9 protein-coding genes are annotated in these 14,734 nt (G+C 52.1%); all 9 read left to right on the top strand.

Annotated elements, in window-relative coordinates; genetic code table 11:
* Window positions 1-5 precede the first annotated feature (5 nt).
* Window positions 6-2,246, top strand: a complete 2,241-nt coding sequence (locus tag V9K92_RS00055) for a hypothetical protein (RefSeq protein ID WP_337352808.1) — start codon at window positions 6-8, stop codon at window positions 2,244-2,246.
* Entirely contained in the window at window positions 2,243-3,571 is a 1,329-nt protein-coding gene (locus tag V9K92_RS00060; protein ID WP_337352809.1) for a glycosyltransferase family 4 protein, read from the top strand. The genes V9K92_RS00055 and V9K92_RS00060 overlap by 4 nt, the downstream gene beginning before the upstream one ends.
* 31 nt (window positions 3,572-3,602) lie before the next feature.
* Entirely contained in the window at window positions 3,603-4,790 is a 1,188-nt protein-coding gene (locus V9K92_RS00065; protein ID WP_336442232.1) for a polysaccharide pyruvyl transferase family protein, read from the top strand.
* A gap of 69 nt (window positions 4,791-4,859) precedes the next feature.
* Window positions 4,860-5,873, top strand: a complete 1,014-nt coding sequence (gene galE / locus V9K92_RS00070) for a UDP-glucose 4-epimerase GalE (RefSeq protein ID WP_336442233.1) — start codon at window positions 4,860-4,862, stop codon at window positions 5,871-5,873.
* 276 nt (window positions 5,874-6,149) lie between these two features.
* Window positions 6,150-7,676 (top strand): DUF6212 domain-containing protein, encoded by a 1,527-nt coding sequence (locus V9K92_RS00075; protein WP_336442234.1) that lies wholly within the window; start codon window positions 6,150-6,152, stop codon window positions 7,674-7,676.
* Between the two features lie 40 nt (window positions 7,677-7,716).
* Window positions 7,717-10,548, top strand: coding sequence for a glycosyltransferase (locus V9K92_RS00080; protein ID WP_337352810.1), 2,832 nt, complete (start codon window positions 7,717-7,719; stop codon window positions 10,546-10,548).
* Between the two features lie 2 nt (window positions 10,549-10,550).
* A complete protein-coding gene (locus V9K92_RS00085; RefSeq protein WP_115054035.1) occupies window positions 10,551-11,897 on the top strand; it encodes a polysaccharide pyruvyl transferase family protein in 1,347 nt (448 codons plus the stop codon).
* Window positions 11,894-12,733, top strand: a complete 840-nt coding sequence (locus V9K92_RS00090; RefSeq protein ID WP_115054034.1) for a family 16 glycosylhydrolase — start codon at window positions 11,894-11,896, stop codon at window positions 12,731-12,733. Before V9K92_RS00085 ends, V9K92_RS00090 begins: the two co-directional genes overlap by 4 nt.
* Window positions 12,730-14,487, top strand: a complete 1,758-nt coding sequence (locus V9K92_RS00095) for a tetratricopeptide repeat protein (RefSeq protein ID WP_337352811.1) — start codon at window positions 12,730-12,732, stop codon at window positions 14,485-14,487. The genes V9K92_RS00090 and V9K92_RS00095 overlap by 4 nt, the downstream gene beginning before the upstream one ends.
* Window positions 14,488-14,734 lie beyond the last annotated feature (247 nt).

A 14,734-nucleotide genomic window follows, 5' to 3' on the forward strand; every position in this document is an offset into this window, starting at 1 on the left:
TGCACTTGCGCGATGACAGGAACATATTACCGATAACCAACGCTGCCAAACCAGCGGGAAACCATTCCATTGTCATGGAAGGCGAAATGGTTGTTGGTTGCCCTGTTGACGATACGCTGGTGCTCGTTATGGGCATAGGGAATTTCAACCTGGAGCACGTGGCGGTGTTCCTCAATGGCGACCCTGCCCTAAGCCTCAAGGCGACCTTGGTGTGCTGGCCATTGAAAAATGCCTCGCCAGCAGGAACCCATGGTTTTGTAGCAGTTCTTCCTACAGGCATACTGCGTCGGGCTTCGCTCAAAACCATCATGTTCCAGCATAAGGCAAAGGTAACGCGCTATACTTTCGCCAATAGAGGCGCATCGGTTGGCGATCTGATTGCCATGATCGCAGATCTGGCAGGGGCAAATCTCCCGTCCGTCATTGACGGGCTTGTGGAGGCCCTGATCTCCGGCCCCATAGGCCGAAAGAAGCTCGCGGCGATTACCGTCTTGCTACAGGCGGGCGCGCGGTCGGATGGATGTGTCGAGCTTATCGGTGGCAGTGATGAGGGTGAAATCTTTGTACAAGGCTGGGCTCAAGACCTCACGCCATCAGTGACGCGGCTTTTCATCAGCGGACGCGCTTCGTCTCTGGCAGAATGTGTGATATCGGTGTTTGCCCGCCCGGATCTGAACGACCAAGCTTCGGGCTTTGCCGGACTGTTGCTTGCCAATGAAACTGTCGAAGCAAGTGATATCGAACGCCTGCTCTTTCGCGGACGGCGCGGATGGCGTTTCACCGAAGTCTATGATCGCCGTCTGATTGTCGGTTCGCGGGAAACGCCAAGTCATGTGCGTGCAATTTTGCCGCGCGTTAGAGGTTCTACAGAAATATTGCTTCGAATGCGTTCGGCTGCCAACCGCTTTGACGGAACTGAGACCGTTTCCGGTTTGCCGCTTCCGGTGCGCGCTGGCATTGATAATGTCCTGCGTGTCGACGGCAGTGGCCTCCTGGTTTCTGGCTGGTTGCTTGATCCCGACGGTCATGTCGAAAGCGTAAAATTGCGTCGTCATCGCGGCGAGTGCCAGCTTGATGGCAACTGGACCCGTATCGACAGGCCAGATGTCACCGCCGAATTCGACAATCGGGCACCTTTCAATGCTGGTCTTGATCCAAATCGGCATGCTCACGGATTTGTTGCCTTTGCGCCGGAACTGTCAGGAGACAGCACCGCCCCGTTTTATCTCGAGCTTTGCCTCAGCGATCAGCGGCGCGCCTTTCTGCCTTTGACACCGATCCGGGTCACATCACGAGAAGCTGTTGTCAGACAGATCCGTGCGATTGACCCAAATGCATGGGCACTTCGCCACGTAGTCGACCAACAGCTTGTACCACTTTTGCGCAATGTGAGCCGTCCTGCACCGGAAATCTTCGGTGTCGCGGATGTCGGAGCATTTGATGATATTGAGGGTCCGGCGCTAATCATTGGTATCGATGAGAGAGTTGAAGAAGTTGGACCGCTTATAGCTTTGCTTGCGCTTGATCCCGAAACCCGGGGTTTGCCTGTCGTGATTGCCGGGGCAACTGACGTTATAGACCGTATTGGTGTGCGGGTGCGCAGACTGGCGCAGTTCTACAAGCTAAGTGTCCGGCTGGTTTCGGCAAGCGGCTCGGAGGATCTCTATGATGCACTTGAAGTTGGTGCGCGGGCAGTGTCCTGTGAAACAGTTGTGTTTCTTGCCGCCTCGTTGCTCCCCCGGAACAAGGGCTGGTTTAACAAATTGCTCACGGCTTATGAGATGCGCAAGAATTGCGTCCTCTCTCCCACCCTCGCATATGAAGATGATTCCATACGCTGGGCCGGAACATGGGTGGCTGGTGCGCATTCGGATCGCGCCTTGATCAGCCGGTACGCAGGCTATCCCATTGATGCGGTAACCGGCATGGCCACGACGGAAGTGGCAACGGCGACATTTGAATGTTGTATCATGCCCCGAGAAGCGCTGTTCTCAGTGGACGGCTTTACACGCGGTTACATGGGAACGCATGAAAAAGGCCTGGACCTTGGGCTCAAGTTGAAGCAGTCAGGTCTTAAATCCTACTGGTTGCCATCGGCCCAGATGCTGGGCTCTGACGATATTATAGTCTCTGAAAAAGCTTCCACGGTTGCGCTGATAGAGCGGATTGACAGACAGATTTTTGACAGCCGATGGGCCAGGAGTTTCGGGAAAGAAAACACTTTGAAAACGGAGACCCCGGCATGACCGAACAACTCCGCGTTCTGGTAATTTCTCACGCGCATCCGAGCATTTCGCTGGGTGGTGGTGAAATTGCATCGTATAATCTGCACAAGGGCCTGAATGCCCTGCCACGGGTTCAATCCGTATATCTTGCCCGCGCGGGACACCCGATACCGCGTCACGGAACGACTGCACTTATGAGCCTGCGGCGTTCCAGCGATGAAATCCTGTTTCATTCGGACGAGTACGATCATTTTTATCTGTCGAACAACAACACAGACGAAATTCATCGCGACCTTTTACGTTTTGTCGGCGATCTCAACCCACATGTGGTGCATTTCCACCATGTATTGGGCCTTGGTTTGGAAACTCTTTATGCTATTCGCGAGGCGCTTCCCAAGGCAATCATATTGATGACATTTCATGAATACCTTTCCATTTGCAACAATGACGGACAGATGGTCAAAGTTGGTACGTCCAAACTTTGTCATGAAGCGTCCCCTATCGACTGCCACGCCTGTTTTCCTGATATTCCGCCAGCTCGATTTTTGAAACGGGAAAAGTTTGTGCGCGGAATGCTCGAACTGGCAGACGCCTTCGTTTCACCAAGCGGTTTTCTCGCCGGAAAATATGCAGAATGGGGCCTGGATCCGAAAAAACTGCACGTCATTGAAAATGGTGTGGCGATCGATAGCGTCACACCGCCGCGGGAACTCTCTGGACCGAAGCCACGCCGGAACCGCTTCGCTTATTTCGGCCAGATCACACCATTTAAAGGCATTGATGTGCTTATCGATGCGGTCTCGCGAGTGCCAGAGGAAGTCTGGGGCGAAGATACAAGGCTGATGATATTTGGCGGAAATCTTGAAAAGCAGCCCGCAGAATTTCGAACGCGCATGGAAAAGCTCATTGCAGATGCAGGATCTCGTGTGCGATTTCACGGAGCTTACCAGAATAACGAGATGCCTCGGCTGATGCAGTCCGTCGATTGGGTGTTGATGCCCTCCATCTGGTGGGAGAATTCTCCGATCGTTATTCAGGAAGCCTTGCATCATCGTCGGCCTATTATCTGCTCAAATATTGGCGGCATGGCTGAAAAGGTGCGGGATGGGCAAGATGGATTACATTTCCGCGTGCGGAGTGCCGAAGACCTTGCTGACCGATTCACCGAGGTTTTGAGCGACCCGCTCATTTGGGATCACTTGCATCACTCAATTCGACAGCCGACCAACTATGTCGATTGTGCGGAAGAGCACGTTGCCCTTTACGCAAAATTGCTCCGATCTGTTCATCAAGGCTCAACCCAGACAGTGGCAGCGAACGAAGTCGTTCTTTCACAAGCAAGCTGATTGCTTTCAAAGTTACAAAAAGGAATACTCTATGGCACGTGTACTCGTAATGAGCCCATCAGGCGAAGTTTACGACCACGATAATGTTCGCTGGTACCAGCACAGTGATATTCAAAAATATATCGACCATTATCACAATATCGGCGATGCCTTTGTCTTTGACTCATCGCTCAAGCTGATGAACTTCGAAAAGCTGCGGGAATTGCCGCTCGGTGAGCCAAATTTTGATCAAATCGATCGGTTGAAAGAAGAATATGACTACGTGATTCTGCGTGGGTCGAACTACATTCATCAGCATATGGGCTGGCCACATGCGATTGCGGTTTTGAAGCGCCTTGGACTGCCTGTAATCGCCTGGGGCATTGGAGCACAGGCTCCTGTTGAAGGACAGATACAACTGCCTGAAGATCTCAAGACGCTCCTGAAGATCATGGCAGATTCAACGGCATCCATTGGCGTGCGAGGGGCCTATTCTGCGCAGGTGCTCAAAGATATCGGCATTGACAACGTTCGGATCGTTGGCTGTCCCACTGCATTTCGGCGCAATGATCCCACGTTGAAGGTCACTTTGCCCCTGCTTGAAGATGTCCGCAATGTTGGCCTGACCGTGCGCCGGGAGGTCTCACCAGCCTATGCCCGTAATATTGAGCGATATCTGACATTTCATCGCGATTTGATCAAATATACCGCAAACAAATTCAACGTTACGCTGATGGCGCAGGGCGAGATTGAGGAAAAAAAGCTTGTATTGGGAACTGATGAACAGAAGGAAGATGCAATCGCGGCGCTGAAGGCCAATCGATGGGCTTCCGACTGGTATCTCGACGATACAATCGAGAAGCTTTACCGCGAGCGACTCTTCTATTCGGACGTTGTGGCCGACTATGAGAAACTGGTGCAGACAAAAGATCTCGTATTGGGTTACCGGTTGCACGGCAATCTTATGGCTTTGGCGAATGGGGTGCCATCTATCTATTTTACCTATGACAGCCGCACAGTTGAGTTCGCTGAAACCTACCAGATACCCCGCTTCGATGTCTTCAGCGGAGATAGGTTTCGCCTTGAAGATTATTGGGATCAGACATTGTTCAATAAATACAATGACGCCTGGTATCGAACATATGGCGAAATGCGCAGATTTCTTGATGAAAACCATGTAGACCACAAGATGGTCGACACAAAAGAGAACATACCGGATTCCGTCCGGCGTGTGGCTTAGACAAAATTCACTAATTGGCAAAAGCCAGAATCTTCAACAAAGCTAGAAATAACCTCCCAGGAGTTATCAATGACCGTTCTTGTTACAGGTGGCGCAGGCTATATAGGCAGTCACATGGTTCTTGCCCTGAAAGATGCGGGAAGAGATGTTGTTGTCCTCGACGACCTTAGTTGTGGGTTCGAGTGGCTGGTACCAGAAGGCGTTCCCTTTATTCGGGGCGATGTCGGTGATCAGGCCCTGGTTGCTGACACGATCCGCAGGCACAGCATCACGGCAATCTTGCACTTTGCAGGCTCGATTGTCGTGCCGGACTCCGTTAGTGATCCCCTATCCTATTACCGTAACAATACGGTACAGTCGCGAGCATTGATGGAAACCGCCATCGCGGAAGGCATCCGGCATTTCATTTTTTCGTCGACCGCCGCCGTTTATGGCGAACCCGAGCGGACACCGATCACCGAGGATATGCCGCACCAGCCAATTTCTCCCTATGGAACATCCAAGCTTATGACCGAATGGATGTTACGTGATGCCGCTGCCGCTCATAAGGATTTCCGGTTTGTTGCATTGCGTTATTTCAATGTGGCTGGCGCTGATCCGAAGCTGCGTTCTGGCCAATCATTTCCTCGCGCAACCCATCTAATCAAGATCGCCAGCCAGGCCGCCACCGGTGACCGGTCCCATATCGAAGTCTATGGCACGGATTATCCGACCGCCGATGGAACCTGTATCCGCGATTACATCCATGTCAGCGATCTGGCGGAAGCTCACCTGTGCGCCCTCAATTATCTTGAGGCAGGCGGTGCGAGCACAACAGCAAATTGTGGTTATGGATACGGCTACTCGGTTCTGGAAATTATTGATGCTGTTAAGCGTGTATCCGGGGTGGATTTCGCCGTAAAAATGGCTCCCCGCCGTGCAGGGGATCCGGCAATATTGGTGGCCGCAAATGATCGTGTCCGTAACGACTTCGGTTTTGTGCCAAAGCGTGCAGATCTTGATACAATTGTAGGTGATGCGCTTGCCTGGGAACGTCAGCTGCAGGCAATGCGGCTTGAAGAGCAGGAACGCGTGGCCGTCTAAGCATATCGACCTGAAGGCCGAACCCGGCAGTCGATTGCCGGGTTTGGCAAGCTATTGTCCGGAAAATAATATTTCAAATATTGAAGTAAAGTCCTATTATAATATAGTCAAGTTATGTCCATAATAATACCAGTTTTGTTTTAGAATAATGCCAAACAGTTGAAATAATTTTATTGTTGCACTGCAATAGAAATATGTGACAATCTTCATGAAGTTGCCATTTTATATGTATAGAAATTCAAATTCCAACACATCAATCGATCAAGGGTCCAGAATATGACGGTTCAGACTTCGTACAAGCTTTCGCCGGCTACGAAATCTTCGAAAAACATTGATCTGTTAAAAGAACCGATCCTATTACGCTTGGGCATCGAACATGATGATTTGCCGAGTGAGCTATCCAATGCGGTAAAGATTCTCGGATTCGAAGGGGTCAAGGATGAGGCCGCAATTTTCTCCGATGCAGTGGGGGTCAAAACAGAAGCCTTTGAGGCGCCTTTGTGCATCCTGGCTGTTCTTTTAAATCCAGCACACAGAGGGCGCGAGAAGCGATTGCTCGATTGGCTGAAGGGCCGAGGTATTATTGAGGAACCGGTGATCCTTGAGTGGCGAACGGGCAAGGAAATGGAGACGGCCGGTGTCCTTATCAGGAAACTGTCGGGAATGCTGGTTTCTGATGCACGGCGAATGGTCAAATCAAACCGGGAGCTGTTGGCGTTAAGGACTTTGAACGATAACCTTCAAAATCGTTTTGCCACTGTCGAAAGCTTTATTGATCGCAAGGGGATGCAACCCTTTGAACTTGCTTTCTCCAACGAGCCTGTAACCAGCTCATCTCGTTCAAACGTATTGGCAGATGCTTCCTTTGATGGCGTATCACAGGTGCTTCCTGTCGCAAGCGCGGGCGTTAGTGCCATTGCCATTCATTTCGATCGCCTGTCACATCGCGATGACGCTACGTTGAATGCGCAACTCGTGACTATGGAAGACATGGCTATCGTCGAGAGCTGGGTCATTCCGCTGGGCAAGCTCAAGCATGGTTGGAATTACCTTGGTCTTTCCAGAACTCTTGCGGGATTGCGGCGCACGCTGAACTTGCGGGTGCAGGTGGACGGCGCTGATGATGAACTGCCCCTCTTGTCGCTCGGCGGGCTTCAGCCGCTGGAGATGTTTCAGGTGCGCGATGCCGCCAATGATGTGCCGCTGCTAAAGAACAGTTTGGCTATCCAGGTCTGGTGCGGAATGCCGGGTGTTGTTCTGCCCAGTTGGGCCAATTATTTGCCGGCTCAGTCGGAAAAGGTTCGCGAAGGCGGATTCAGGGAGATGCCGCTTGCGTCTGGTATCCTTGATCTTGCCACATTGGCAAACACCGATGAAATCTCTTTCGAGTTTGCCGCCATCCTTCCTTTGCCGGAAGAAAAAGCGGTGGGTTGTCACCCTCCGTCAACAGGCATGACAATCGGCCAGATTCCCGCCGCGTGCCCTCCTAAAATATTGAGGATTTCTTCGGATGTCGTCGTCGACAACGAAGAGTCGCAGGATGTCGAATTTGCGATTGTCGTAGCCGCGAGCCTCGAGAATGCGCGGCCGCTATTTGCCGAACAACGGACGGTGGACCCGGGAGAAGGGTTCTCTGGATGGGTGAGTATTGCGCCGGGAGAAAATAATCGGATCAGCGCTTTCATCAATGATCAGATTGGTGTTTGGCAGAATATCTATTTCGCAACGCGGATGACGACACCGGGTGACAACAGTTTCGCGTGGGCCAAATTCCGCAATGTCAGTCTTATGGTCAACGGGTAGTTTCATGCTGGACCAGATAAACCGTTTACGGGAGCAAGTCGTGGATCAGTTGCCTTCGGGTGAAGAGCCGGAACCACGTTTTTCGCCTAAGGTCGCCGTCATCATTCCCGCTTATAAACATTCGGTATTGTTGGCAGAAGCCATTGAATCGGCGCTGGCACAACAGGCACCGTTTGAGATTGCTGTACTGGTTATCGATGATGGCTGCCCCTTTCCCGAGACTGGCGAAATCGGGCGAACCTATGCCATGGCGCATTCAAATGTCTTTTATCTGCGCAAGGCAAACGGCGGATTAAGTTCAGCGCGCAATTACGGGATTGAATTTGCGCTACGCAATTTCGATGGCATCGAGGCTGTTTACTTTCTTGATGCTGACAATCGGATTACGAGCACTGCCCTTCGCGACATTCTGGCTTTCATGCAGGCCGATGACAAGGTTGATTGGGTATACCCCAACATCGACAAGTTCGGGATTGAATGGAATGGGAACTATACGACCCAATATTCACGCCTGTTGCATTTGACCTTCGATAATATTTGCGAGGCTGGAAGTCTGGTCTCAAGGCGCATGCTTGACGCAGGCATTCGCTTCGATGAAAGCATGACATCCGGGTTTGAAGACTGGGATTTCTGGCTACAGGCCATCGGTCGCGGATTTCTTGGTTCCAACTATCCCTTCTTCGGGTTCGAGTACCGGCAGCGTGCCGAGAGCATGCTTCGCGATTCCAATCGCACCCGGGAGGGCATTCTCACCTATATCCGCCAGAAGCATAAGAAACTCTTCGCCACGGAAACATTGTTGACCTGGGAGCATCAGGAGGCACCCCGATATGCTGCAATCGGCATGGGGGCTTATGCAGTCGATATGTTTACCGACCCGACGGTGGACCACGCCAAATGCAGCCTCGAAGATTTTGTAACCCGCTTTTGGGCAGCAAAGACGGAACCGGAAACATTCGGAGTTCCGCCGTTCATGCTTTGGATGACCGCCGCCCATCGCGAAGCTCTAACCCGCCTCGGCCTCATTCATAATCTGTTATGGTTGAGTGAACGCATCGCTGAGAAGCATCATTTCGTGGCGATACGCTTCGAACGGAATAATGCCAGGATGGGAATAGATATCCGCACCATTAATGATGGTGAGCCTCTTGCCGACAAGCCCTTCGGCTGGATGTGCACATTCGATATTTTCTCCACCTGTGCAGATGACACCTCCGATGATTGGATACGCTCGCTGCACAAGGCTGTTCCATCGCCCAATGTCGTGGAAATTGTTGTGAGTGGACCATTTACAGCACGCGAAATGCAAAGCACGGCTTTATCGTCAACAAATGCACTTTTAGCCACGCTTGGAGCATTGCGTGACTCAGGATATCGCTCAAAAACCAGGAATCGTTGGCTTTGGCGATCCGTTTATTTTCCCAACCGGAGCCGCTATTTCGAGCTGTTGCGCCATGCGGTGGGCGCAAGGCCAGTCATGCCACGATTGCCGCAGGCTTCGAACCCGCTGCGCGTCGGTTTCCTATTGCCAATCGCCAGTTTTGGCGGCGTGGAAAAGGTAGCCTATGCGGTTGCCAACGCTTTGAAGAATGCCGGATGTGAAGTGCATCTATTCCTGTTTGGAAAAGCGATCTACAATCGTGTCCCGGAAAATGACGGCGTGTTCAAATCGGTCAACTTTTTGTCCGACGATTACCCACTTTGGGGTGGGCCAAACAAATTTGCGGGCCATGACCTGATGATGGGGCATGACGAAGCAGCCAAGGCCGAGCAGATCATGGGTTTTCTTGCCGGTCTTGATGTCGTCATCAACAATCAGGTGGCGCCCGTAAACGCCTTGCTGGGCGATTTGCGCCGCCGCGGCGTCAAGGTTCTGAACTATGTCCATGTGCTGGATAAATCTCGAATGGGGCGTGATGCTGGTCATCCTTATCTCACACTGGCATTTGAGCATGTCTATGACGCGATTCTTACCTGCTCGAACGATATGGTCGAATGGTTGCATGGCATGGGTGTGCCAATAGCAAAGCTCACGCATATACAAAATGCAGCAAGCTATGCATTGGCCGCCAAAGAGCGAGACACCATACTGTCGGCACGGCGGATAAAGTCCCAAAGGGACAAGCTCAACGTCCTGTTTCTTGGCCGATTAGATGCACAAAAAGGCATTGAGCGCCTATTCGCGTCAGTTCGGGATTTGCGCGAACGCGGAGAGCCCGTTGACTGGAAGATTATTGGCAGCGACGTGATGGATGCGGGTGCGGGCGGATCGTGGAAAGACCGGTTTGCCGAAATTGGCGTGCAGGTTGAACCACCGGTGTATTCAAGCCGTCATCTTAACAAGGCCTTCGCATGGGCGGATGTTGTTGTATTGCCATCGCGCTGGGAGGGCGCTCCACTGACCATTATTGAAGCCCAGCGGCTTGGCTGCGTGCCGATTGCGACAGCTGTCGGTGCCGTTGATGAACTTATCGATCACGCTGTGGATGGGCTGCTTATCCGGTCTGAAGATGACACAGTAATTATCCGCGAACTCACGGAAGCTATTTCCGCCTTGGCGGCCGACCATGATGCCTTGCAGCGTCTTTCGGAAGCGGCAGCCATTCGCGGCGGCGCCCTCGCCTGGGAGGAAAGTGTTTCACCGCTGGTCAAGCAGTTGAAAGCATGGTTCCCCGACCGGTTACCGCAGAGCGTTGAACAGGCTCCGAAAGTTCTGGAGCAGACGGTTGTACCAATCTCGACCAGTCGGATTCACCGCGTGGACGTGGAAGCAATCGACGAAGATCAAGAAGATCGTAATGAAATTACCGAAATCAGGCCGTTGCAAATCGCTGCTGCCGGGTCAGCCAATATGAATAATTTGAGGAACTAGCGATGAAGAAACTTTTCGTTCTGAATGGTGGTGCTGCGGTCAAGCCCGGCAACAAGGCAGCCTATCTAAAGTTTGAAGATCCGCTTGCGGCCTTCAACAAGGGCGGCATCAACACAGGCGACGTTCTCGTCTATGACGCCACGCTCAAGGCGCTAGCCTATGATGAAATCAGGAACGTGCAGTTTTCCCATGCGGGAAATGAAAAGCTTTGGCCTCAGGATGACAGCTATGAAGCCACTGTTGTGCGTGGATCGAACTATCTGACCGAGACCGTTGATCTTGGTCACGTTGTACCTTTGCTGAAGAAGCTCAAAGGTCCGGTCGTTGCTATCGGCGTTGGCGCGCAGGCTGGCAAATACAAGAAGCTCAATGTTCCAAAGGGCACGGTTGAAGCCTGGAAGATCATCGCTGACAAGTGCGAAACAATCGGCGTTCGCGGCTTCTACAGTGCCGAGATATTCAACGATCTTGGTATCAAGAACGTGCGCGTTATTGGCTGCCCCAGTTTTTACCGTTCCTTGCGTCCTTCAATTGCGATCAAGTCGATTGATCCGGAGAAGGCACGTATTGGCCTGACCCTGAACAAATATCTGTCTGCTGATTATGCAAGTAATGCGACGAAGACCAATCGCATGCAGCGGGCTTTGATTGATGCCGTTGCCAAACGCCCATCCAGCAAGCTCTATTCACAGGGTGAGCGGGAAGAGACGCTGGCGATCTTCTCTTCGGGCAAAGAAAAGCAGGATAACGTCAAGGCCATCCTGACCAAATTCGGTTTGCTGGGCCATCCTGAAGCTGAGGAAATGCTCAACAACCGCATGAGCGCGTTCTTCGATATCGACGAGTGGGCAGCAGACGCGGCTGCAAATGTCGATGTCATGGTCGGCTTCCGTCTGCACGGCAATGTTATTGCCCTGCATCAGGGCATACCGGCAATCTTTTTTACGTATGACTCACGCATCCGCGAATTGTCCTCACTCTTTGCTATTCCTTCAATAGAGATCGAGGATTACCTTCCGATCAACCTCGAGAAACTGCTTGAAAAGGCTGATTTCACCAAGGTTCAACATATCTACCGCCAGAACTTTGCCGAGTATCATCGCTTCCTGACGGAGAACAAGCTCAACCACGTACTGCCGAAGCCAGTGGCAGCGCCAGCTGACAAGCCCCAGTCTGTACCTAATCTGGTACAGGTACCGCATAACATTCATGAAGCGGTTTCGTGGTTCCGTAGCGAAATCGATTTCATGACCGGTGAAGTTGAAGTGCTTCGCAACCGTGCATGGAATCTTGAAACCAGCTTGCGCAGTCTTAAGGAAACACCGGCAGCAAAGGTGGCTGCTGAATGAATGAAGGCCGTGCACAACTCAGCCGACGCTCCTTTCTGACCCTTGCAGGGTTTGGTGTTGCATCGGCTGGTTTGCTTGCACGGCCCGCTCTTGCCCGTGCGCTTTGCCCCAATCTGCCGTCTGCTCTGCAGCGCGCCTCCGGGGATTGGCAATTATCATTCACCGATGATTTTACCGATAATGCGGGTTTTGATCAGCGGTGGGTCAAGGTTACCGATAGCGGCGGCGAAACAAAATCTGTCCGGCGGCCGGAAAATGTGACGATCTCCGGTGCCGGGCTTTCGCTCAATCTGGGGCGAAATCGCGACAACCGGGGCGGCAATCGACCCTTCGTTGGTGGCTATGTGCGGACAAAAGATTTTCGACAGCGCTATGGTTATTTTGAATGCGAGATGAAAATTGCCAATGAAGCGGGCGTCAATAATGCATTCTGGCTGACCTCCGTGCCGGATAGCGAGGGGGATAAACGTTTCGAACTCGATGTAGTTGAAGCCAAATTCCCAAATCTCGTGCATGTAACAGCTCGCCAATGGCTGCCAGTGAAGAAGGTGCTCTCAAAGAGTTACCGCCCGCGGCTCAAGCTTGCAAACGAGTTTCACCGTTATGGCATGCTGTGGAGCGAAGACAGCTTCAAATTCTATTTCGATGAAAAGAAAATCTTCGAAGCCGTCAATGATTTTGCGCATACGCCAGCGCAGCTACTGTTCAGCAATGCAGTGGCATCTTTCGCAGGGAAAGACGATGGCGATGTCGATGGGGCTGCGACCTCGATTAGAAATATTCGTGTCTTTCAAAATACCGAATGGCAGGAATTGCAAGTCAGGAGATGTTCATGACCGATGATTTTACCTCAACGTCGCGCGCCGACAAAAGCAAGAAATATCTGTTGGGCAAGGATGGCTGGATATTTCTCGATCACGATTCCAATCGCGTTATCGACCAGATTACCGGGCGACATATTCTTGACCAGAAAGGCATCGAAGCCTGGCGTAAATTGATCCTTGAGCGTGACGCCTATGTTTCATCGCTTGGCGCACAACATTTGGTTTTCGTCGCTCCGAACAAGGAGCTCGTCTACTCCGAGCAATTACCGGACTGGGTGGAGATTGCCGATACCAGACCACTGCACCAGATCATGACTGCGCTTGGACCGCGCCGTGCATCAAAGATAGTATATCCGCTTGAAGCAATACGTGCTGGCAAATCCAAAGGACTTACCTATCCCAAAACAGACACGCATTGGAGCGGTTTTGGGGCCTATATCGGTTATCAGGAGTTCTGTCGGGGACTGTCGCAAAACGGCATTGAACCCCTGCAGATCGAGCCTTCGCGCATTTCATTCGAAGAAGTTCCCTATGTTGGCGATCTCGGCATAAAGTTCGAGCCGGCAGTGTCGGCGCCCACCCTGTCTGCCAGAATAGATAACGCGGCCGGGAAGCTGTCTTTTGACAACCGGATTCCAAATCGTGGCCGTATCCGGGTTTTCACCAATAAGGACACGACATTGCCGCGTTGCGTCATGTTTGGGGATTCCTTTGGTGGCAATCTCCTGCCATTTTTGAAGGAGAGTTTCAGTACGCTGGTCTATATTTATGGCAAATCGTTCGACCGGGAACTGATTGAGGCCTACAAGCCCGATGTTGTACTGTCTGAATTTGTCGAACGTTTTCTGATCGATCCTCCGGTCGATACGCCACATTTCAGCTATGCATCCGTGGTCCGCTCGAAAATGAAACTCCTGTCACGGGATGATCTTGCGGAGGCCACCAAACAAACCTTGCAGGTGCCGCTGGAAGTCTTCCCAGTGCGGCCGATCTATGAGGCATTGATTTCGACTCATAGCGGCAAATCTGTCAGCGCTGTACTGATCGAGCAGCTAAAGAAGCACCATCCGGAAAATCCGGAAGCCCATCATCTGATTTCGGCGGAATTGTCCCGCTTGGGCGAGCGGTTGGAGGATGCCAAAGTCTATGCCGAACGCGCCGTTGCAGCCGAACCCTGGAATGCCCGTGCCCGGCATCAACTGGCTCTTACACTAATGCGGCTTGAGCAGCCGGAAAAAGCCGAAGAGCAGCTTCGAAAAGCAATCGAACTGGATAGCAATGTTGACTGGTGGAACTATCAGCTTGCACAAGTGCTGTTCCGGCAGCAGAAACATGCTGAATCTGTAGAGATCATGAGAGACTATCTCTCACGGCGCCCTGATTCTGCAGATGCCTGGCAATTACTTGGCCGGTGCCATGAGGCACTTGAAAATATTGAAGAAGCTGCCGAAGCTTTTGTCCGCGCTTCGGATGCCAAGCCTGAATGGACGTGGCCCTTGCTCAAGCTCGCCAATTTGCGCGTTCACACCAAAACCAATCCAGAGCAGGGTCTCGTTGCCACCGACCGATTGCTTGAAACACTTTTTCATGCCCGGCAAAGGGCAGAAATTTATATGCTCAGGTCGCAATTGCACGAGGTCAATGGAGATAGAGCCAAGGCAACCGATGCTGCGGCGCGGGGCACAGAACTAGCGCCAGATTGGGATTGGGCTGTCAAAACTCTGGACCGGCTGAGCACGCAAAAGGTCGCGGCCCGCTCTTCATAATTGTCCATTTTGTCAAAGAACATGGGTGTGGCGATCCCTTGCCATGCCCGCTCTTATGTTCGCAGGGGCGCGGGCTAAAGAGGTTAAAAGAACCACACTCGCTATGACCGTCAGAAGACTGGTCGCCTCAATATACCGGACGGCGGATAGTCGATACGGTGTTGTGGCCAAGCGCCGGCTGCTTGACGCCGGCCGATGTCTTTGATCACTGGCATTGTTGACGCTAACCGAACCTTACCTTGCATGA

Origin of the sequence: Phyllobacterium sp. CCNWLW109, assembly GCF_037203905.1 — a bacterium.
Classification (GTDB): Bacteria; Pseudomonadota; Alphaproteobacteria; order Rhizobiales; family Rhizobiaceae; genus Phyllobacterium; species Phyllobacterium ifriqiyense.